Source organism: Alteromonas gracilis (genome assembly GCF_002993325.1).
GTDB classification, from domain to species: Bacteria; Pseudomonadota; Gammaproteobacteria; order Enterobacterales; family Alteromonadaceae; genus Alteromonas; species Alteromonas gracilis.
Window position 1 is genome coordinate 115,011 of sequence record NZ_PVNO01000022.1, and the last position, 22,411, is coordinate 137,421.

The 22,411-nt window shown below is 44.3% G+C and carries 19 protein-coding genes; 11 read left to right on the forward strand and 8 right to left on the reverse strand.

The genetic code is table 11. The features are described from left to right. The first annotated feature begins 133 nt into the window (after positions 1-133). The 3 genes from udk (at position 134) to C6Y39_RS06070 (ending at position 2,990) form a co-directional block, all read left to right on the forward strand. Positions 134-757, forward strand: a complete 624-nt coding sequence (gene udk / locus C6Y39_RS06060; protein WP_105930445.1) for a uridine kinase — start codon at positions 134-136, stop codon at positions 755-757. Positions 758-769: 12 nt separating this feature from the next. Beyond that, positions 770-1,981: a NupC/NupG family nucleoside CNT transporter gene (locus C6Y39_RS06065; RefSeq protein ID WP_105930402.1), complete on the forward strand. Its 1,212-nt coding sequence runs from the start codon at positions 770-772 to the stop codon at positions 1,979-1,981. 169 nt (positions 1,982-2,150) lie between these two features. Then, positions 2,151-2,990: an isopenicillin N synthase family dioxygenase gene (locus C6Y39_RS06070; protein WP_105930403.1), complete on the forward strand. Its 840-nt coding sequence runs from the start codon at positions 2,151-2,153 to the stop codon at positions 2,988-2,990. A gap of 55 nt (positions 2,991-3,045) precedes the next feature. On the opposite strand, the gene C6Y39_RS06075 is transcribed toward C6Y39_RS06070, so the two are convergent. Beyond that, positions 3,046-4,203: a tetratricopeptide repeat protein gene (locus C6Y39_RS06075; RefSeq protein ID WP_105930404.1), complete on the reverse strand. Its 1,158-nt coding sequence runs from the start codon at positions 4,201-4,203 to the stop codon at positions 3,046-3,048. Positions 4,204-4,487: 284 nt separating this feature from the next. Between C6Y39_RS06075 and C6Y39_RS06080 the strand changes: the two genes are divergently transcribed. From C6Y39_RS06080 to C6Y39_RS06090, 3 genes are all read left to right on the forward strand, one after another. Continuing rightward, positions 4,488-4,994, forward strand: a complete 507-nt coding sequence (locus tag C6Y39_RS06080) for a fasciclin domain-containing protein (protein ID WP_105930405.1) — start codon at positions 4,488-4,490, stop codon at positions 4,992-4,994. A 162-nt stretch (positions 4,995-5,156) separates the two neighbouring features. Then, positions 5,157-5,576: an MAPEG family protein gene (locus tag C6Y39_RS06085; RefSeq protein WP_105930406.1), complete on the forward strand. Its 420-nt coding sequence runs from the start codon at positions 5,157-5,159 to the stop codon at positions 5,574-5,576. Positions 5,577-5,694: 118 nt separating this feature from the next. Continuing rightward, a complete protein-coding gene (locus C6Y39_RS06090) occupies positions 5,695-6,636 on the forward strand; it encodes a GGDEF domain-containing response regulator (protein ID WP_105930407.1) in 942 nt (313 codons plus the stop codon). Between the two features lie 4 nt (positions 6,637-6,640). Here the strand turns inward: C6Y39_RS06090 and C6Y39_RS06095 are convergent, their stop codons facing one another. The 4 genes from C6Y39_RS06095 to C6Y39_RS06110 all read right to left on the reverse strand — a co-directional run bounded on the left by C6Y39_RS06095 (position 6,641) and on the right by C6Y39_RS06110 (position 11,324). Continuing rightward, positions 6,641-7,321, reverse strand: coding sequence for a 3'-5' exonuclease (locus C6Y39_RS06095; protein ID WP_105930408.1), 681 nt, complete (start codon positions 7,319-7,321; stop codon positions 6,641-6,643). A gap of 5 nt (positions 7,322-7,326) precedes the next feature. Next, on the reverse strand, positions 7,327-9,168 hold the full coding sequence (locus tag C6Y39_RS06100; RefSeq protein ID WP_105930409.1) for a DUF294 nucleotidyltransferase-like domain-containing protein: 1,842 nt from the start codon (positions 9,166-9,168) through the stop codon (positions 7,327-7,329). 179 nt (positions 9,169-9,347) lie between these two features. Continuing rightward, positions 9,348-11,054 (reverse strand): sodium:solute symporter family protein, encoded by a 1,707-nt coding sequence (locus C6Y39_RS06105; protein ID WP_105930410.1) that lies wholly within the window; start codon positions 11,052-11,054, stop codon positions 9,348-9,350. Positions 11,055-11,057: 3 nt separating this feature from the next. Further along, entirely contained in the window at positions 11,058-11,324 is a 267-nt protein-coding gene (locus C6Y39_RS06110; protein ID WP_105930411.1) for a DUF4212 domain-containing protein, read from the reverse strand. 256 nt (positions 11,325-11,580) lie between these two features. On the opposite strand from C6Y39_RS06110, the gene C6Y39_RS06115 reads away from it, so the two are divergent. Continuing rightward, a complete protein-coding gene (locus C6Y39_RS06115; protein ID WP_105930412.1) occupies positions 11,581-15,024 on the forward strand; it encodes a PAS domain-containing hybrid sensor histidine kinase/response regulator in 3,444 nt (1,147 codons plus the stop codon). Positions 15,025-15,070: 46 nt separating this feature from the next. Here C6Y39_RS06115 and C6Y39_RS06120 read toward each other — a convergent pair whose 3' ends face one another. Further along, positions 15,071-15,694 carry a mechanosensitive ion channel family protein gene (locus tag C6Y39_RS06120; RefSeq protein ID WP_105930413.1) on the reverse strand — a complete coding sequence of 208 codons (624 nt, stop codon included), beginning with the start codon at positions 15,692-15,694 and terminating at the stop codon, positions 15,071-15,073. A gap of 539 nt (positions 15,695-16,233) precedes the next feature. Here C6Y39_RS06120 and rimK point away from each other — a divergent pair. The 4 genes from rimK (at position 16,234) to C6Y39_RS06140 (ending at position 19,715) form a co-directional block, all read left to right on the forward strand. Continuing rightward, positions 16,234-17,139, forward strand: a complete 906-nt coding sequence (rimK, locus tag C6Y39_RS06125) for a 30S ribosomal protein S6--L-glutamate ligase (protein WP_105930414.1) — start codon at positions 16,234-16,236, stop codon at positions 17,137-17,139. 44 nt (positions 17,140-17,183) lie between these two features. Continuing rightward, positions 17,184-18,215, forward strand: a complete 1,032-nt coding sequence (locus C6Y39_RS06130) for a succinylglutamate desuccinylase/aspartoacylase family protein (RefSeq protein WP_105930415.1) — start codon at positions 17,184-17,186, stop codon at positions 18,213-18,215. Positions 18,216-18,232: 17 nt separating this feature from the next. After that, the gene (locus tag C6Y39_RS06135) at positions 18,233-18,667 is read left to right on the forward strand and encodes an ATP-dependent zinc protease family protein (RefSeq protein ID WP_105930416.1); all 435 of its coding nucleotides are present in this window, start codon (positions 18,233-18,235) and stop codon (positions 18,665-18,667) included. 76 nt (positions 18,668-18,743) lie between these two features. Then, positions 18,744-19,715, forward strand: coding sequence for a type 2 periplasmic-binding domain-containing protein (locus C6Y39_RS06140; protein WP_105930417.1), 972 nt, complete (start codon positions 18,744-18,746; stop codon positions 19,713-19,715). Here the strand turns inward: C6Y39_RS06140 and C6Y39_RS06145 are convergent. Together C6Y39_RS06145 and acs are read right to left on the reverse strand one after the other, a co-directional pair. Then, entirely contained in the window at positions 19,675-20,319 is a 645-nt protein-coding gene (locus tag C6Y39_RS06145) for a response regulator transcription factor (protein ID WP_105930418.1), read from the reverse strand. The genes C6Y39_RS06140 and C6Y39_RS06145 overlap by 41 nt on opposite strands. Positions 20,320-20,337: 18 nt before the next feature. Next, positions 20,338-22,284 (reverse strand): acetate--CoA ligase, encoded by a 1,947-nt coding sequence (gene acs, locus C6Y39_RS06150; protein WP_105930419.1) that lies wholly within the window; start codon positions 22,282-22,284, stop codon positions 20,338-20,340. Between the last annotated feature and the right edge of the window lie 127 nt (positions 22,285-22,411).

The window sequence follows — 22,411 nt, forward strand, 5'->3', positions numbered from 1 at the left end:
GCCTGCAATGCCTTGAAAATACAATAAAGTTCTAGCAAAGACCGATCCAAAAACAGATAACTTGTGAATATATCATTGATTCGCGAGGCCTAAACGCGTATCTTTGCACCAACAAAACCAGCTTTATAGTACTATGCAATCGCCACTTATTATTGCCATTTCTGGGGCTTCAGGCTCTGGGAAGTCTCTTTTTACAAAAAATTTGTTCAACGGCTTCAGTGCTCAGGGTCGTCCTGTTCAAGTGCTGCGTGAAGATCATTATTATCGTGCGCAAGACCATCTTCCGATGGAACAGCGCGAGAAAAATAATTACGATCACCCTAATGCCTTTGAACACGAACTATTAAAAGCACATCTGCAAGCTTTGCGCGAAGGTCAGCCGATTGATTATCCGCACTACTGCTATAAAACGCATACTCGATTACCTGAAACAGAACGCCTTAATCCGGCTCCTGTTATCATTCTCGAGGGTATTATGTTGTTGGCTCGAACAGATTTGCTCCCTCTTTATGACGTTAAGATTTTTATTGATACGCCTTTAGATATTTGTCTGATGCGCAGGATGATGCGTGACCTTAAAGAACGTGGTCGCAGTATCGAATCTGTTGCTAAACAGTACGAAGAGACTGTAAAGCCTATGTATCATCAATTTATCGAACCAAGCCGCTTCACTGCCGACGTAGTAGTGACGCAAGGTGGCAAAAACCAAATTGCATTAGATGTGATCAAATCACACATTCAGCAAGCGCTTCTTTAAGGGAACATTTCTATGGTAAGTTTACTGGGCATTGCAGTCCTTCTGGGTATTGCTTTTGCGTTATCATCAGCGAAACGCAGTATAAATTTGCGCACCGTGGGTGGCGCATTTGCTATTCAAGCATCCGTTGGCGCATTTGTCCTGTATTCTGAGCCTGGAAAAGAGGTTCTGTTAGCTTCAACAGAGTTTGTTGCCAATATTATTGCTTACAGCCAAGATGGAATTAACTTTTTGTTTGGCCCTATTGGCGACAAATCTATAGCCTTTATATTTGCGTTTAATGTACTTCCGGTTATCGTATTTTTCTCCTCCTTGATTGCAGTTCTTTATCATTTAAAAGTGATGAATATCGTAATAAAGATCATCGGTGGCGCGCTACAAAAGCTATTGGGAACAAGCAAATCCGAATCAATGTCTTCGGCCGCTAATATCTTTGTTGGGCAAACTGAAGCGCCATTGGTCGTGCGCCCTTTTATTCCTAATATGACCACGTCTGAATTATTTGCGGTTATGGTGGGTGGATTGGCTTCTATTGCGGGTTCGGTAATGGCCGGATATGCAGGTATGGGGGTAGAGTTAAAATACCTACTTGCAGCCAGCTTTATGGCTGCTCCTGGAGGGTTGCTGATGGCAAAAATAATATTGCCAGAGACAAACACCGACAGCATAGAATCTAAAAATGTGGAAGCGGAAGATACCGCTTACGCTAACGTGTTTGACGCTGCCGCCAGTGGCGCATCGTCAGGTATGCAGCTTGCGCTAAATGTGGGCGCAATGCTACTCGCTTTCATAGCACTTATAGCGATGCTCAACGGCCTTATAGGCTGGAGTGCAGGGCTATTTGGCTATGAAAACGTAACGTTTGAAGGGATCCTGGGTTATGTACTTCAACCTCTTGCATGGGCAATCGGCGTCCCATGGGAAGAAGCACAACTTGCAGGCAGCTTTATTGGTCAGAAAATGGTGGTGAACGAATTTGTTGCCTACCTTAACTTCTTGGAAAACCAAGCACAGCTATCTGAAGCGTCTCAGGCCATTATCACCTTTGCTCTTTGTGGTTTTGCAAACTTCTCTTCTATCGCAATCTTGATGGGTGGAATTGGTGTAATGGCACCAACACGCAGAAATGAAATTGCGCGATTAGGATTAAAAGCAGTTATCGCAGCTACGCTATCTAATTTAATGAGTGCCGCACTAGCAGGCTTTTTCCTCTCTCTAGGTTAAAGATCATTAAATTAGACCAGTTGGTCAAGAAAAAACTAGACTAACTAGTCAGGTTTCTGTAAATTACGCGCCAATTCATCGCGGGGTTGATTTATGTCAATTTCTGCGACTTTTTTCTGTAGCCCGTCTACCTTTATAATGCCGCAGTCAAAATATACGGGATAAAGTTATGCAATTAGTTGCTGTTGATTACCAAGCGGAAAACGCACAAGAAGAATTCGTGAAGTCACTTCGCGAGACAGGGTTCGGTGTTTTGAAAAATCACCCTATCCAACAGTCATTAGTTCAAGGTATTTACGACAATTGGCAGGGCTTCTTCGACAGTGAAGAGAAGAATGATTACCTGTACAACAAAGGTAAACAAGACGGATTTTTCCCTCAGAGCGTATCTGAGGTAGCTAAAGGCTTTACGAAAAAAGATATTAAAGAGTATTACCACTTCTATCCATGGGGTCAGTGCCCTGAAGCACTACGTCCTCAAATTTCTCAATATTATGAGGAAGCAAACACGCTAGCGAAAGAGCTGTTGGGTTGGATAGAAAAGCATTCTCCTTCAGAGGTGAGTGATAAGTACAGTCAACCGCTAGGCGACATGATCAAAGATTCAGATCAAACCTTGCTACGTATACTGCACTACCCACCACTGAAAGGTGATGAAGAAGTAGACGCAATTCGCGCCGCTGCGCACGAAGATATTAACTTGATTACTATCTTACCTGCGGCTAACGAGCCAGGATTGCAAGTACAAGCTAAAGACGGTAGTTGGATTGACGTTCCTTGTGATTTCGGGAACTTAATTGTGAATATTGGCGACATGCTTCAAGAAGCATCAGGCGAATACTTCCCATCAACTACTCATAGGGTTGTAAACCCAGACGGTGCTGATATGACGAAATCTCGTATCTCGTTGCCACTGTTTTTACACCCACGACCAGATGTTGTTCTTTCAGAACGTCATACCGCAGGGTCATACCTGCAAGAGCGCCTTCGTGAGCTGGGCGTTATATAAATTAAGTTCCTTTTGTAGTGTTATTCTTTTGCCGCAGCTAGTCTGCGGCTTTTTTTTACCTACTAGCTATTGCTGCAAGCTTTGAAGTATAGCGTTGCCTATCCTGCTCGTTGGGTGAATGCTTAACGGCCTGCTGTAAATAGCGCTGGGCTTCACTCACATCCCCTAACTCGTGTTGTGCTTTCGCCATGCCAAAGAGTAACTCATGACGGCTTTTATCCAGCCTTAGGCCTTTTTCGTAGTGGCTAATTGCTATCTCGATATCACCAGAATCGAATGCTTGCTCTCCCAAGATATAATGGTAAAAAGGATTGGTTTTGCGCTTTGTTTCTACCATTTGAGTAATGCGGGAAGCTTCAACGTCTCTGTCTTGATAAATATAAAGAATAGATAAATTTTCCCACGCTGTTAGGTTATCGTCATTAAGCGACAGCGCATGTTTATAGGCTATTTCTGCTTGTTCATATTCATCGACCATGCGATATAACACGCCCAAGTTAACCCAGCTTTGCTGTAACTCTGGCGATAGCTTCGCCGCTGCACGAAAATAACTGTAGGCTCGGGTGTAACTATTGGCCACCAGAGCGTCCGCTCCTTTGTTGTTGTAGTACATTGATATCACTTTGTTAAGAGATACGGCGTTACGCGGAAAATAATTTCGTAACATCTGAGGGTCGAAATCCACATCAGCCCAAGCGCCGCCAAGGGCTGCAACTACACCATCGTTAGGCACTGATACTCGCAAATTAATATGGCCATTGAGCAGGCTATATCCGTCTCGACGCGTCCAATATTCAGGGATATCTACCTCGTAGAATGTCGCATTGAGACCCACATGCTCAGCAAGAGCGTAAGTCATAATTGATAATGAAAGGCAATTTGCCGCGCGGTTGTGGAAAGTTGTATTCGCAGTAGTATTTGCGCTGTTGCGATAAAGCATACCTTGATCGGCATGATCGAATATTGCCTTAACCAAGCCTTTCACATTCTTTTGTAAGATGCTCTTCTCATACACCGCTTTTTCCGCAAAGCGCTTTGCGTCTTCATCTAAGAAAAATATCTCTTCAGGGGTTTCAACGGGAAACAAGCTGTATGTAGGAAACAGGCTGTCATTAAGTAAGGTGGGCGCAGCGTTAGTCGTTTCTGTTTCAGTAGACTTACACGCCCCTATGATAAGACAAAACATTAATAAGGCAGTTACTCGAGCATTCATTTCAGGCACCCTTTTTTGTACTCGATGTTATAAGTATAGCTCACCACCCCACATTTACATTTTATTTACATCTCGCCTTTTTAGCTATTCGGCGCAAGTGTTTATCTCGTGCTTTTCCGGGGCGAAGCAAGCTTTTTGTAAGATTACGGAAAGTTAATCATCAATTAGTACCTTTCTACCGTAACCATTGTCAGTTCAGTAACGCTCGCTAGCTGAATGAAGTGGCAAGTAACTAGAGAGCACATAATTTCGTGTTAAATTTTTAATCATGTATAGGAAATAGTATGAAAAAGTTAATTAGTGCGTTTGTCGTTATTCTTTTTAGTGCTTCAGCTTTCGCTGGGCATCATAAAGATGCTGAAAATATGGACATCGTAGATACCGCAGCTGGTAACAAAATGTTCTCAACTCTTGTCGCCGCGGTAAAGGCTGCTGATTTAGTGTCGACGTTAAAAGGTGACGGTCCTTTCACTGTGTTTGCTCCTACTGATGAAGCATTTGCTGCCCTACCAGCTGGTACCGTTGAAATGTTGTTGAAGCCAGAAAACAAGCAAACGCTTGTTCAAATTCTGACTTACCACGTTGTAGCAGGTAAAGTGACGGCAGAAGACGTATCAACGCTTTCTAATGCAACAACGGTAGAAGGTAGTCAAGTAGACATCTCGGCAAAGATGGGCAACGTTATGATCAACAATGCGAAGGTAATTAAAGCGGATATCATGACAAGCAATGGCGTAATTCACGTAATTGATACTGTATTGCTGCCTGCTGAAGTAGCGGCTGCATTATAATACAAAGAAACTATAAAAGGCTCCGAAGCACTGATACGTCAGTGCTTCCGTTTTTTTAACCGCCCGATCTTATTCTTTATACTTCTCGTACAAATTCACTTACTAGATGCTAAACAAACTGATTTATTAATAGACGTTACTATAGTCTGAAAAGGAGTTCTTATGTTTTCGGTATATACCTATAGCATTGCTGGTTTACTGGTAATTTGTTTGACCGTTTTTGTACAGAATATCGTGGCTGCGATTGCACATCGAAAACAGTCAACCTATATTCCGGGTAAAGTAAGCGAAGAGTTAAGTCACGACAGTTTTGTTTTTAGAAGCCACAGAACGTTTCATAATTCGTTAGAAAACGTGCATCAATTCACACTTCCCGCGCTGTTTTGTATTTTTTTAGGTGCCCCGACCAACATTTTGGCATCGCTCATTTGGTTATATGCACTGTGCAGAATTATCCACATGGCCCTTTACTATGCTATTGCCACTGAAAAGAATCCTAGCCCAAGAAGCTATTTCTACATGATTGGTGTGCTCTGCAACCTTGCCGTTTTCATTCTCGCTTTCTTCCAATTGTTTACTTAACATCATTTCGATAGACCAGAATTAAATGTTGTTAAATTGAACTTATGTTTAATCCACTTTTGAACCTTACAGGAGTAATGTGTATGGTAGATGGTTCCTCCCGCAGATAGGACTGAGTGTGTATAATAAACAGGTCGGCGAACGCACTTTAGATGATTGCACTGTGTTAATTGTCGACGACCAAGCGAGCAGCAGACTGGTGCTAGAAACGCTACTTGAAGATATGGTTTCTTGCGTTTCTGTAGCATCAGGGCAAGATGCGATCGATTATTGTAAATTTCGCACACCAGACTTAATTTTAATGGACGTTTCTATGCCTGAACTTGATGGGCATGAGACAACGCTATTATTAAGAAAAAAACCTTCCCTTGCTAATATTCCTATTATTTTTGTCACCTCTTCTAGCTCTGATGAAGACGAAAATAAATGCTGGAATTCTGGATGTGTCGATTTCGTTTTAAAGCCCGTAAACGCATGCACCTTGCGCAATCGGGTAAAGTCACACCTAAACCATAAGCTGAGATATGATTTACTTGAAAAGCTTATCTACATTGACAAACTCACCGGCGCCTACAACCGACACTATCTAGATGACTATCTTCCGCGTTTAGTAAAAGATGGGCTCCGCAATGTTTGTCCTCTTGCCTTAGTCATATTCGATGTGGATTATTTCAAGTTATACAATGATATGTATGGGCACTTAGACGGAGATAGCTGTTTATGGAAGGTAAGCAAAACCATCAATGAAGCGCTGCTACGACCCATGGATAAGTTGGTAAGGATCGGGGGAGAAGAGTTCTTAGTCATATTGCCTAACACTGATCTTGAAGGCGCAAAGTTGGTGACAGAGCGGTTACTTACTACTGTCTATGACCTCAACCTGCCCCACGCAGCTTCTGAATATGAACGCGTTACACTGAGTGCAGGGTTAGCGATTAAACAAGCGGACGACAATAAAACCATTGATTATGTCATGTTAGAAGCAGATAAAAATCTGTATTTGGCAAAGACAGGTGGTCGAAACCAATTGAAAATGCCCTCGCTAACGAAAAGCTTATAAGTGACTAGCCAAGCTGATACCTTCCCACTGCTTTTGTATGTAAAAGCGTCTCTAGCCCATCCCCTTGAGTGATACCCAATTCATTCAGCTGTGCGAAAAACAACTGTATAGTAGCGAGCGCATCATCTAAAGCATTATGAGCAGGGAATGCGGGTAAATCTAAACGCTGTCGGCACACTGTAAGTGTTGCACTGTTACTCGGTAGCACCTGATGCTGCTTGTTTAATTGGTACAACGCCAATTGGAGGGTATCGATATACATGATCTCTATTTGAGGAAGCTGGCATTGCTTAAACGCAGAATTTAGCGCCATAAGGTCGAGTCGGGCATTGTGAAATAATAAAATGTTTTCCTTGAATAGCGACGATATAGCGGTCAATGCTTCTGCTATGTCTTCACCTTGTGCCAGAATATCTTGCGTTAGTCCATGAATAACTGGGCTTTGCCCCAAATCCCCGTTTGTTTTAATAATATGATAGCCGCTCGAAGAAAGGGCTATACGTCCTGCTCTACCCACCACATAACCCATTGACGTAATTTGTGATTTGTCTGCATCTAACGAAGTGAGCTCCAAATCTAACGCTACAAACGTGGTATCGCAAAGACGCCTATCGCGTAGATAGCGTCTAAATTTATTTCTCTTAAAAAGAAATGAACTACAAGCATGTATAAATTTTTTCATCATAGCGGTTAACTTACACCACCAGAAAATTTCATCACCATGGCTTGATTAGTACGATCAATCGCTTTAAATGCGGCTTTTAACTGATGCTTTTCTATCGAAGATAGCATTGATACGGATACTCTGTTGTCCGTAACTTTGTTTTCTAACTGATGACGCCAGCGCAAACGATTTAAGAATAGCCAGATATCTCTGAGGTTAGCCGCATCTCGCTTAGAAAGCTGAGAGCTTGAAGAAAGCGCGTCTAAGCGAGCGAGTGTATTGGGAAGCAATATACCATCTGCAAGCGCATAAATACGGGCAATATTATTAATAAGTGCAACTGCTCGAGTTTTAAGATCGATAACGTCTTTTTCCTTTCGCTTGTCGTTTTTAGCTTTTTCATAAATAAACTTTTGAAACATCGATAAAGGAACCGATATTTCATTACTGTGCCTGGCTAAGGCCGCTAGAAACATATTCTGCTGCATTAAAGGTGCTCTGCGCTTTTGTAGCTGCTTGAATAAACTAACATCACCTGCGGCACATCGAACATCAAGGAAGATATTAAAATGCATAATGGCATCTTTTGTCGGTGCGTTAACCCATTGTTTCGCCTCTTCCACCGCCTCATCTAACGACAAGCGAAGCTTTGGATTACTAGCCATAATATTGCCATCGCATAATTTTATTCCGCACTTCGCAAGCCCATTGCAAACATACTCAGCCATAGCTGCAAAGTAGTCTGCTTGCGACTCTGTGGGGCGATTTGCGAGCAACAGTCCATTGTCTTGATCAGACCCCATAGTCTGGTCTTCCCGTGCTTGGGAACCATATACCAGCCAAGAAAACATCATTGGGGCTTTGCCGTTGTCTTGTTGAAAGAAACCGATCAACTTTCTGGTCATGATGTCTGTCGCCTGGGACAAAATCTTTCCCGCTATGTCGTAATCACCCGCTTTTTTTGCATGCGCCGAAAAATAATGAGGAAGCTGCCAAGATAAACGGGTTAATTCATATAAATTCTCTGCTTTGCTCAGTTCGCCGATAATAAAAAGAACGTTTCCTCGTTGATGCCGAATAATGTCGCTCGCTGTCACCATTCCTAATGGCACAAGCGATTGATGATCAATCACGGGCAAATGATGAATATTTCGTTCGGTCATTAACGCTAACGCATCAAATAATGTTCTATTTCCCATTATTTGGGCAGGGTTGGACGTCATTATGTGGTCAACCGACAACGCTGTATCTAACGACTTAGCAACCACTCGTGATCTAAGGTCCCGGTCGGTCACAATGCCGATAAGTTTGTCTTCTTTAGTCACCAGTAAGGATGAAACTTTCTGCTCTGTCATCAGCTGAGCAGCCGCTGAAATTGAGGTGTTTTCTTCTACCGAAACGGGCGACTTTTCGATGACACCTGAAAGGCCCTTATACAACCACATGGAATTGGTGTCAGATATCGCATGATTTTGCAGAGCATTATTTCGAAGCCCATCAAAGAAATTACGTATCGCGGTATCGTTAAACAGTGGCTCGATCACAGAAGCATCGAAACAATAAACCAACCCCGGACTATCCACACTAACGGTTAAAGGAAATGGACGTTTTTCCATGATGCTCGAATAGCCGAAGTAGTCCCCTTCGCTTAAATGTCGTAAGGGTGCATCTGAGTCTTGTACAGAGAATTGACCGCTTTGAATTAAGAAAAGCGACGGAGCCCCTTGGTGAAGTTCACCAACATTGTCAGCCGTCACGTAAATTAAATCCGCGTGTTTAACTAATTGAAGCTTCTGTTCGCTATCGAGCTTATCAAACGGCGCCGACGTATCCAGAAAATCTTCTACTTGTTTAGCCATTGCAGTCATAGAAATCGTCCAGTGATAGGGTTTGTTCGCCTTTGTTTCGTAAATTTTAGCCCACATACGCAGCAAAGATGATCTCGCCCCAAAAATAAAAGAAAGAGCCAAAAGAAAAAACCAACCTATTCACTTTCGCCAATAGGTTGGTTTCGATTTGCTATCGCCTAACGTTAGGCTGTGTCAAACTAGTGAGCTGATGCCTCACCCGCGCCTTTTGGATAGCGGATGCTTTCTACTAGCTCTTGAATTTCTTCAGGCGCTTCATCGGTAGCCTTGAACACTAGGAAAGCTACAATGAAGTTAACCATCATACCTAACGTACCAATACCTTCCGGTGAAATACCGAACCACCAGTTGTCAGGAGTATTCGCTGCTGGGTTTACAAACTTGAAGTAAATGATGTAAGCCGCAGTGAACGCTATACCTGAAATCATCCCGGCAATGGCACCTTTATCGTTCATGCGCTTGCTAAAGATACCCATGATGATTGCTGGGAAGAAGCTTGATGCCGCCAAGCCGAAGGCAAAGGCTACCACCTGTGCAACAAAGCCGGGCGGATTGATACCGAAGTAGCCTGCGATAACAATGGCAACCCCCGCCGCAAGACGTGCGTACATAAGCTCAGCTTTATCGGTAATATTTGGCATAAAGTTTCGTTTCAACAGATCGTGAGACACAGATGTTGAGATAACTAACAATAAGCCCGCAGAGGTAGACAAGGCTGCTGCCACACCACCCGCTGCCACGAGTGCAATTACCCAAGCTGGTAAGTTTGCAATTTCGGGGTTAGCCAATACCATGATGTCGCGGTCAACTTTCATTTCGTTGCGCTCATCACCCGAATAGAACATCTTACCGTCGCCATTTTTATCTTCAAAAACGATAAGGCCCGTTTGTTCCCAATTCTTAATCCAAGATGGCGCTTCTTCATAGCTGGTACCTGTCATCTCTGGACCATTGATGGTTTCAATCATATTAACGCGAGCAAATGCGGCAAGCGAAGGCGCTGTTGTATATAAGATTGCAATGAACGCTAGTGCATAACCTGCAGATTTACGCGCATCATGTACCTTAGGTACGGTAAAGAAACGAACAATTACGTGAGGAAGACCCGCAGTACCTACCATAAGCGCAAAGGTAATGAAGAATACGTCGATAGTACTTTTGGTGCCCGATGTGTATTCGTTAAACCCAAGTTCGACGGATAAGTTATCAAGTTTTTGCAGCATGTGCATCCCCGAGCCATCGGCAAGCGTTGCTCCAAAGCCAGTTTGCGGCAGGATGTGACCTGTAACCATCATTGAAATAAATACCGCTGGTACGATATAGGCAAAGATCATTACGCAATACTGCGCTACCTGTGTATAGGTAATACCTTTCATGCCACCTAATACGGTGTAGAAGAACACAATTACCATACCGATGACTACGCCCGTTACAATATCAACTTCTAAGAATCGGCTGAATACTACGCCCACGCCACGCATCTGGCCGGCGACATAGGTGAAGCAAACAAAAATTGCACAGAATACGGCAACCGTACGTGCAGTTTGAGAGTAGTAACGATCGCCGATAAAATCAGGCACTGTGAATTTGCCGAATTTACGCAGGTAAGGCGCTAAACACAAGGCTAACAATACGTAACCGCCTGTCCACCCCATTAGGTAAACCGCACCGTCATACCCCATAAAAGAAATGAGACCTGCCATCGAAATAAACGATGCAGCCGACATCCAGTCTGCCGCAGTAGCCATACCATTCATGACCGGAGGCACACCGCCACCCGCTACGTAGAAGTCATTGGTTGACCCTGCACGAGCCCAAATTGCAATTGCGATATATAGCGCAAACGATCCGCCAACGATAATAAACGTTAATGTTTGAACGTCCATGATTTACTCCTCATCTACGCCGTAGCGTTTATCCATGGCGTTCATCTTCGCCATATAGACAAAGATCAATGCAACAAATACATAAATTGAGCCCTGTTGTGCAAACCAGAAGCCTAATTTAAAGCCAAAAAATTGGATTTCATTTAAGATATCGACAAAAATAATGCCGGCGCCGAATGATACGATAAACCAAACGACTAACAGCTTAGCGAGTAGAGCGAGGTTTTCGCTCCAATACGCTTTCTTGTCCTCTTCGTTTCTAAATGCCATTGTTTCACCCTCACATCAGGTTAATTGATTGTTATGTTTTTACATATTCCTAACGCCCGGCTTTGTTAACGTTATTGCTGCTAAAATGGCAATTTTCTAAAAACAATCACCAGCAGCAAAGTCAAGCACTTAGGAGCTTGCGTATTACTCTAGACCTGGAAGGTGAAATTCAAAATGAGACCATGGTCGTAGGTAGACTATGGTCGAAATGATTATAATAACAACACAGTTGTTAAAACCTCGTTAAAGGAATCTTATGGTTTTTGGTTGGGTCACACTTGCTGTTTTATATCTCTTCTTGCTTTTTTCACTAGCAAGCTGGGGAGAAAAAAATTCGCCCACCGCGCGAGCGCTGACGTCTCACCCTGCGATTTATTCGTTAGCTCTTGCCATCTACTGTACCGCGTGGACATTCTTTGGCATGGTGGGCCAAGCAAGCAGAGACACATGGATTTATCTTCCGATCATGCTGGGGCCTATCCTGGTTTACGTGTTAGGTTACAAGTTTATTTATAAACTTACGTTCGTTAGCAAAAAGCAGCACATTACCACCATTTCTGATTTTATCGCCTCGCGCTACGGTAAACGTCAGACTGTTGCGCTAGTTGTTACACTTATCGCGCTACTTGCCACTATTCCTTACATTGCACTTCAATTGAAAGCCGTAGGCGCCACCTTCCAATTGCTGACACAACAACCTAACAGCAACGGCATCATTATTGCCGCAACGGGCTTTATCGCAGCCTTCGCCATTTATTTTGGTACACGGCAAACTGATGTAACGGAATACCGCCGTGGTTTAATGTTGGCCATTGCTTTTGAATCGACAATAAAATTACTGGCATTGGTTCTTGTTGCCATTGTTGGTTACAGCGCGTGGAAACGCACTCAAACTGGGCCATTTTTTGAAAGCTTCACTAACGAAATCGCGTTAGCCCAATTTGGTTCGTTTAGCTTTATCGCACAGACCATCATGGCAGCAGCAGCTATTGTCTGCTTGCCAAGACAATTTCACGTGGCAATCATTGATAACTTAAGCTTAGGGCACCTACGAACCGCACGCTGGCTCTTTCCCTTATACCTTGCGGTGATTTCCGCAGTAATCCCTATCATTGCTATTGCCGGTAAATCAATATTTGCAGGACAAGGCATAGAGCCCGACTCTTATGTGTTGTCATTGGCAATGTTTTCAGAATCAGCCCTGCTCCAAGTTATTGTATTTGTAGGCGGCCTTTCTGCAGCAACGGCCATGATCATCGTAGCAACACTAACCCTTAGTACTATGCTGACCAACGATGTCATCCTTCCTCGCATTTTGGCGTTCACGGGAAATACCGACGACAAGAAAGACGTATCGAAAAAAATTCGCTTAATTCGGCGGATTGTCATTGCCTTTATTTTGCTGATGGCATTTTTGTACCATCAACAAATGACGAGCAGTCGCTCTCTTCATTCCATCGGACTAATTGCGTTCTCCCTGGTTATTCAACTGATGCCTGCCATTGTTGGCGGGCTTTACTGGAAGCGGGCTCATGCACACGGAGTGTATGCTGGTCTGATGGTGGGCTTGGTTATCTGGGTGCTCTGGCTAGTACTTCCTATTGTGAGTGAACAAGTCTCCCAGCTGGAACAAAATGAGCTAATTAGCCAAGGGGCAATGATTAGCTTAGCGGCAAATAGTTTTGTTTATATTCTTTTTTCACATTTCGCGCCTCAGCGTCTTATCGACCGCATACAGGCCGAAGCCTTTGTTTCTCCGGCCATCTCTGGCAACAATACCGTAAAAACGCAAACTATTAGTGTCACCGTATCCGACCTTGTCACCCTACTTTCAACCTTTATGGGTACAGGTCGTTGTAAACAACTGCTTGGACAATACCAGCAGTTAAATCACTGCAATCTCGACCACGACAGTACTCCTGACGAGTCATTTTTATCTTTTTGTGAGCGGGCTCTCGGTGGAGTGATAGGCGCATCGAGCGCTAAAGTACTGCTAGACAGTGCATTGCGTGGTAAAAAAATGGATTTTACAGAAGTTATTAACTTCTTTGACGATACCACTCAGGCCATGCAATTTAACATGACCGCGCTATTAACTTCGCTTGAGAATATGGATCAAGGCATTAGCGTTGTAGATAAGCACCTCAATCTGGTGGCTTGGAATAAACGATACGCGAACCTTTATCCCTACCCTGATAACCTGCTGGCTGTCGGTACGCCTATCGAAAAACTCATACGATACAATGCATCTCAGGGAGAGTTTGGTACCGATAATGTCGATGGAGAAGTGGAAAAGCGCCTTAGCCATCTAAGGTCAGGCATGCCCCACCGCTTTACTCGCCAGCGTAAAGACGGTCGCGTTATCGAAATGGTAGGCAACCCTTTACCCGGGGGAGGCTTTGTAACAAGCTTCAACGATATAACCGGCCACGTAGAAATTCAGCAGGCACTTGAAGAATCGAATATTGACCTTGAGGCCAGAATTAAAAAACGTACTGAAGAAGTGCATTCAATAAACGCCGAACTGCGTCTTGAAATTGAACGACGCTCAGAAGCTGAGAAGGAACTAATAAGAGCGCGAAAAGCAGCTGAAGACGCTAATGCAAGTAAAACCCGCTTTCTTGCTCTGGCCAGTCACGATGTACTGCAACCGCTAAACGCTGCCAAGCTTTATGTCAGCGCTCTAGAAGAACAAGAACTTTCAGAGTCAGCCCACGCTATTATTCAAAAGTTGGGGCATAGCGTAACCTCTAGCGAAACCCTTATTGGCACACTGTTAGATATTGCACGCTTAGACCAGGGTGAAATGAAACCTGACTTTGAGTCTATCGATGTTCGCACTCTTCTTTCTCCTCTCGTGGACGAAATGGCCATGAGAGCAAAAGAAAAAGGGCTGGGGTTCAAAGCCATTATACGCTCATGCTGGGTCAGAGCAGATAAGACTTATCTTTACCGAATTACGCAAAACTTGCTTTCAAATGCTGTGAAATATACAGAAAGTGGAAGAGTATTATTTGTCGTCAAACCGATTGGCAATACCGTTCATTTCAAAATACTCGACACTGGAATTGGTATATCCAACGATAAAAAAGACAGTATTTTCGGCGACTTTTTCCGCGCTAACGAGAGCAAAGAACACGGCATTGGGCTCGGGTTAGGCGTAGTACGCCGGTTAAGTTTACAGCTAGATAGCGACATACAAGTAAGGTCGCAAATAGGTAAAGGCAGTTGCTTTACGTTTTCTCTTGCGAAAGCCGAATCTAAAGTAGTGTCGAGCGAAACAAGCAAGCCCCGCTCCACGACATTTACCGGCATGGATGTTCTTTGTGTGGACGACCAAAGGGAAAACCTGGACGCGATGCAAACGCTATTACAAAAATGGGGAATTAATGTTGTGCTAGCAAATAATTGGGATGATGCCCTTAAAATATGTGAAACCATTCAGCCCCAAATTCTTCTAATGGATTACCAACTCAGTCACGATAGTGAGAAAAATGGGCTAGCACTTATCGAAGAGATTAGACATCGGTTAAATGTAGTAATGCCTGCGGCGTTAATCACAGCAACACCAGATGAAAGCTTGGTAACCCAATGCAAAGCACAGGGAGTTAATTTTTTAGCTAAACCCCTTAAACCGGCAAAACTACGGGCTCTGCTTCAAAGTATGACCCGCTATATCAGAGAAGCAAAAAACGTGTAGTTCTGCCTTGTTACGCTAACTTTCTATTAGGAAAGCCCTAAACCGACTATAGCAACTCTTCATGAGGCTTGCTGTCGTCGGTTTTCGTAACGGGTGACTCAACATTCGATTTAGCCACCACTTTTCCCATTGCACCCCATTTTTGTTTAGGGTTGAGTAACACAGGTCGGGTTAGAATTAAATTGTTGGGGTACATCAACGTTTCGCGGTCAGCGGTAACTAATCGGGTGCTGAACGGCCCTAAATCGGCGATTACGCCCTCAATATAGTTATCGCCATCGAGAATACGCACATAGTTGCCTCTGCGATAGGCAACGTTAGTTAGTAAAATGAAATACGCAGTGATATTGCTGATAAGCGACCAGCTTGCAAAGAGTGCGACGCCTGTTACCGTAATAATAGACGTTGAGAGCACCAGTAAACCTGAGAAATCAATGCCCCATGCAAGCAGCAACAGTGCAACAGTAACAGTCGCTACAATCACGCGTGCGGCGAACAGCCCCTTGAGCGCGCTACTAGACTTCAGCTTAGATTTTTCAATATTGGTTTCTAATTTGGGCAGAAGCTTGCGAGACATCGCTAAATAAAATAGTAAAGCCAGACCACTCCACACGACATTTGACTGGTACTGAGTCAACCACGTCAAAAACGCATGCCACCACTCGTTCATCAATTTAACCCCTCTCTTATTTTTACTTATAGCATACTGAAACTTAAGCTTTTTACGACCTAAAGACGGTCTTTCAACAATGCTAACGTGACTAATACCAGTCCGTATAGATAATTACCCACTCAGAAGGCGCTGGCAAGTTTCCTAGCGAAGCGTGGGAATGCAGGAATGGTTGTTCCCTTTCAAATTCCCAGAATGAAGCTAGGAAGCTTGCCAGACCTTCCCGAAGGGCGAGTTTAAAATGTCCGTACTCTTTGTTGTGTCACCTTGATGTAGAACCACTATACCTTCGGTAACACGCCGCGATTACGAACATTTTAACGCTCGCTGAGTGGGTAATTATCTATGCGGACTGGTATAAAACACAAGTTCATGCATTAAAAGCAATCGCCACAACAAGAAATATTCGTAAGACTCTATTTACCACATACATTACTATGCGCGCAAAAATGACTTGTCTAATCTATCTTCGCGTTCTAACGTGTTATAGGGCATGTCGACTTAACGACAAATAAAACACAAACTACAGGCTTTTTATAATGCGCATTGCAATACTTTCCAGAAATCCTCGTCTTTACTCTACTTCACGCTTAGTCGAAGCTGGACAGGCTCGCGGGCATGAGGTTGACGTCATCGACACCATGCATTGCTACATGGATATCACAAGTGCGCGACCGTCTGTACGATACCATGGGAAAAAACTTCCTTATTACGACGCCGTTATTCCTCGAATCGGCGCTTCTGTGAGTTTTTACGGCACCTCCGTCGTGCGTCAGTTTGAAATGATGGGCACTTACAGCCTGAACGAGTCAGTCGCGATTAGTCGCTCACGAGACAAGCTTCGCTCGCTGCAGCTTCTTTCACGCAAAGGCATTGGAATGCCGAGAACGGGTTTTGCCCACCACCCTGACAAAATTGATGATGTCATCAAAACTGTTGGTGGTGCCCCTGTAGTGATAAAGCTTCTTGAAGGCACCCAAGGTATCGGCGTTGTACTTGCTGATACACAAAAAGCTGCTGAGTCTATTATTGAAGCCTTTATGGGGCTAAACGCCAGCATATTGGTACAAGAATTTATAAAAGAAGCGGGCGGCGCAGATATTCGTTGTTTCGTAGTGGGCGGGAAAGTGGTTGCCGCTATGAAACGCCAAGCAGCACCGGGAGAGTTTCGTTCTAACCTTCATCGCGGTGGACAGGCAAGCTTAGTACGTCTAAGTCCTGCTGAACGCAAAACGGCTGTAGATGCGGCTAAGACCATGGGGCTCAACTGTTGTGGTGTAGATATCTTGCGGTCAAATAACGGGCCAGTGGTAATGGAAGTAAATTCATCTCCTGGCTTAGAAGGTATCGAGAAAGCAACCAACAAAGACGTAGCAAGCATGATCATTGAGTTTATCGAAAAAAGCGCTGAGCCCCATAAAACGAAAACCCGTGGCAGAGGCTAGCCTTTAAACTTTTGCTGTGAAAAAACAAGATATGGGAAACGTTAGTGGTAAATGATGTTTTAACAATTGGGGGTCAAACCATTGCCCCTGGCGAAACAAAAAAGATTGAGTTGGAAATGCCGCCGTTGTACACGGCGACCAATATGAGCATTCCCGTTTTTGTGAAAAGAGGTAAGCGCCCTGGCCCAATTATGTTTGTCAGCGCTGCCATTCACGGTGATGAACTCAACGGCATCGAAATTGTGGGACGGCTTATCCGCTCAAAAGCTATAGAGCGTTTAAGAGGAACCCTTATCGCGGTGCCAATGGTGAACGTATACGGCGTACTCAACCAATCTCGTTATTTACCTGACCGACGAGATTTAAATCGCAGTTTTCCAGGCAGCAAAAAAGGCTCTTTGGCCGGACGATTAGCGAATTTATTTTTTAAAGAAGTCGTAAGTAAATGTGATGTGGGCATTGATTTGCACACCGGTGCTATACATCGAAGCAATCTGCCTCAGATTCGTGCAGATTTAGACGACGAAGATGTCCTAGAAATGGCCAAAGCATTTGGTGTTCCCGTACTTTTGAACGCAGAATTACGGGATGGCTCTTTACGCGAAGCGGCAAGTGAAAGTGGCGTTAAAATATTGCTTTATGAAGCCGGGCAAGCGCTGCGCTATGATGAGTTTTCTATTCGTGCCGGCGTAAGGGGTATTATAAACACCATGCGCCACTTGGGCATGCTCAATAAAAGCCGAAGTAAAGGCCATAACATTGAGCGGTTTATCGCCAGACAAAGTGGGTGGGTAAGAGCGCCAGAAAGCGGCTTTGTAACCCACTTAGCACAGCTGGGTGACCACGTAGAGAAAGGTGACAAACTTGCAATTATTGCAGACCCATTCGGTAACTATTTAGACAGTTTAGAGAGCCCGGCAGAGGGCGTGGTTATTGGTAAACAAAATATACCGCTAACGCAAGAAGGCGAGGCGGTTTATCACATTGCGTACTTCTCAGAGCCAGATACGGTTGCAGAACATGTGGAACTACTACAGGATAATTTACTGCCACTAGAGCAGGCTCCTATTTTATAAAATTGGTAGATAAACTGATGAACAAAAAGAAAATTGTCGGTGCAGTAGAGCTGTGCGATTTACCCAAGCTTGCAATTACAGATTTAAATGTGCGTGTAGATACAGGGGCGGCAACCTCTTCGCTACACGTAGACAATATCGAAGAATTTGAGCAAGACGGCGAGCTGTGGATTAAATTTGATATCCACCCTGATATTCATAACGTTGATCGCGTAGTGCGAAGAGAAGCCCGTGTAGAAGGCCAAAAGCGAGTAAAAAGCTCAACCGCTACACGAGAGAGGCGATATGTGATAATTACGCCTATAATAATGGACGGATATCAGTGGGATATTCAGTTAACCCTCACTGACCGCTCGGAAATGACCTATCTTATGTTACTGGGTCGCGAGGCAATGAGCGGGCAATTTATTGTAGACCCCGAATATGATTTTCTGCTTACGGGGAAGGATTAAAAGTCATCAGCCAGGTCAAAGGTAATGATGAAGCCTCTCTTAACAAGGCGTGCGTCGACCGCATGAGATAACACATATGGACGTTAGGGCAATAATTTTAGGTGTAGTGTTACCACTGCTAAGCGCGTTCTCGCTTTCTTGTGCTCACGCGACAGAGCCAGCATTCAATAAAGTAAATAACGACTTACCCCATACCCTAATTCGTTTGCCTAATGTTCACCCTGGAAGAGACAGTGTATATGCATACGCTAAAACGCTGCTGACTGAAGCGCTTCTGGTTACAGAACCTCAATACGGTACTTTCGAGATTATGGTTAGTGGTCAAGAGTCGGCGCAAGAACGCCAATTACGTAGCCTTGAACACAACCTGTTAGATGTCACTTGGAGCGTAACGTCAACGGAAAGAGAACGCCAGTTTCTTCCTGTCCGCATACCAATAATGGCCGGGCTTTTCGGGAAGCGTGCGCTTTTTGTAAAAGAGGGAGATGAGCGCCTTAAGTACGTTAAAACCTTGGAAGAGCTCAAATCGTTCAGAACAGTTCTTGGCTACGACTGGCCTGATACAAAAATCTTTCGCGCTAATGACCTGCCGGTTTTAGAAACGACCTACCGCGCTTCCTTTCGTATTGTCTCTGAAGGATTTGCCGACATCTTTCCGCGCAGTGTAATGGAAATTAGAGAAGAGTTTGAAGATGAAAAGCTAACTCGAGGGCTTGCCATAGACGACAACCTTATTATTTCCTATCCAAGCCCTATTTTCTTCTTTGTAAGAAGCGACAATCACGCGTTAGCTAACCGAATTGCTGAGGGCTTGCTTATCATGTTTGAATCAGGAAGGTTTCAGGAACTTCTGCTCTCTCAGGATAATTTTCGACACGGTATGTCGATGCTCAATGGCCGCACTGAACTAAAAATTCAAAACCCGCTGTTAAGCGAACCTAGTCGTATTGCCCTTGAAAAATTTCTTCCAGAGTTTACTGCGACCAAAACAATTCAACAGTTCAACGCTAGTGAGTCGGTGGCTCCAGTTCAAGCTGAGAAGCGATGAGGACAGCCTGAGTCCGGTTATTAATACCAAGCTTTTTGAAGATGGCAGTTACATGCGCTTTTACTGTTGCTTCGGCTATATCTAAATTGAAGCCTATTTGTTTATTTAACAGTCCGTCCCGCATATAGCATAAAACTTTGTATTGAGAAGGCGTTAGTGACGCTACTTTATCTGCAAGCTCAGAGAACGCTTCATCAACTTCATCGACATTGTCGCTGAGATTATCCGGTAGCCAAACATCACCATCTAAAATCGCCTCTACGGCGTTCGCAATATCCTGGGCACTCGCGGTTTTAGGAATAAAGCCGAGCGCGCCAACGCTAATAATCTTTGAAATCAGTGTCGTGTCTTCTGTACCTGACACTACGGCAACAGGAAGATCGGGGAAAAGCTTGCGGATATGCAAAAGGCCAAACAGGTCATTACTGCCCGGCATATGCAAATCTAAAAGTAATAAGTCGATATCCTCGTTATTGAGAATATCGACAGTAGTAGGTAAATCGCCAGCCTCTTTAAGCGTCAAGGCTGGCAGAGACAAGGACAAAGCGCCTCTCAGTGCATCGCGATACAGCGGATGATCATCAGCGATCAGAAGAGTTATCATTGTCTGTGCCCTTAATGCTTATTTATTTAGACGTTCCTCTATCAGTGTATCAACAACCGACGGATCCGCCAATGTAGACGTGTCGCCTAACTGCTCATGTTCATTGGCAGCAATCTTACGTAAGATGCGGCGCATGATTTTACCCGAGCGAGTCTTGGGCAAACCATTAGACCACTGGATCATGTCAGGGGTAGCGATAGGGCTTAACTCTTGGCGTACCCAGGCTTTAAGCTCTTTGGTTAGTGCTTCGTCAGCCTCAACACCTTCATTAGGCGTAACGTAAACGTAAATCCCCTGCCCTTTGATATCATGAGGGTACCCGACTACTGCCGCTTCAGCGACTTTAGGATGGGCGACCAGCGCACTTTCAATTTCAGCGGTACCTAAGCGATGCCCTGATACGTTCAGTACATCATCTACACGCCCTGTGATCCAATAGTAACCGTCTTCATCACAGCGCGCGCCGTCACCGGTAAAATAAACGCCCTTGTATGCACTGAAGTAAGTGTTTATAAAGCGCTGATGATCACCATAAACGGTGCGGGCCTGGCTTGGCCAGCTGTCTTTTATAACTAGATTGCCCTCAGCTGCACCTTCCAATTCATTGCCATCGGCATCAAATAAGGCAGGCTGAATACCGAAAAATGGTCGACTTGCGGACCCTGGTTTTAACTCCGTAGCGCCCGGCAGAGGTAAAATCATATGACCCCCCGTTTCGGTTTGCCACCAAGTATCTATGATAGGGCAACGTCCCTTACCAATGACACGATGATACCACTCCCACGCCTCTGGATTAATTGGCTCACCGACGGTACCGAGTAAACGAAGGGAAGACAAATCACACCCTTCTGCTGGCACATCACCATGGGCCATGAGCGCGCGAATTGCCGTTGGGGCGGTATAAAGGCTGTTTACTTTATATTTTTCAACGACCTGAGCAATACGTTTTACATCAGGATAGGTAGGAACCCCTTCAAAAAATACTTGAGATGCAGCGTTAACCATAGGTCCATACACCATATAGCTATGACCTGTGATCCAGCCCACATCAGCGGTACACCAATAAATATCATCATCTTTATAATCGAATGCATATTTAAATGTCATTGCAGAATAAAGCAGGTAGCCACCGGTTGTATGAACAACGCCTTTAGGTGTGCCCGTAGACCCTGACGTGTAAAGAATGAATAGTGGGTCCTCGGCGTTCATCACTTCAGGTTCACACTGACCTGACATATCCTCGATGGCGTCATGCCACCATACATCATGCTCTTCGTTCCAATCGATATCGCCACCCGTTAGCTTGTGAACAACGACATGAGTAATGGATGGACACGCGCCGTTTGCTAAGGCTTTATCTACATTCGCTTTTAATGGAATGCTTCTGCCCGCACGACGACCTTCATCGGCAGTAATAACAACTTTAGCACTGCTGTCATTAATGCGATCAGCAATCGCATTTGGTGAGAAACCACCAAATATGACCGAATGCACAGCGCCGATTCGGGCACACGCCAGCATAGCGTACGCCGCCTCTGGTACCATCGGCATGTAAATAGCGACGCGGTCACCCTTTTCAACACCCATTCCTTTAAGCGCGTTAGCTAATTTACACACTTCATAATGCACTTGTTGATAAGTGATATCTTGACTATCTTCTGGAGAGTCGCCTTCCCAATGGAAGGCGACTTTAGTGGCGTTCTTAGCCAAGTGGCGGTCGATGCAGTTGTAACTAGCGTTTAGTTCACCATCCTCAAACCACTTTATTGAGACATCATTCTCGCCGAAAAACGTGTTTTTGATCTTCGTAGGTTTTTGATACCACTCAAGAATAGACGAATGTTCCGCCCAAAACGCTTCCGGCGCTTCTACTGACTGTTTATACATCGCGTCATATTGCGATGCATTGAGGTGGGTAGACTGAAGAATGTTCTCAGGTACAGGATAAGTCTTGCTGGCGCTCATAAGGATTGCCTCCAATATCAATAATGTAAAATTCTTGTTGTATGGTGAAACACTCTAGCCATTCAAGCACAAAGCAAAATGAGACTTTGGTCTTAGCAACACCCTACTTAGGTGCTAAGCGTCAAGT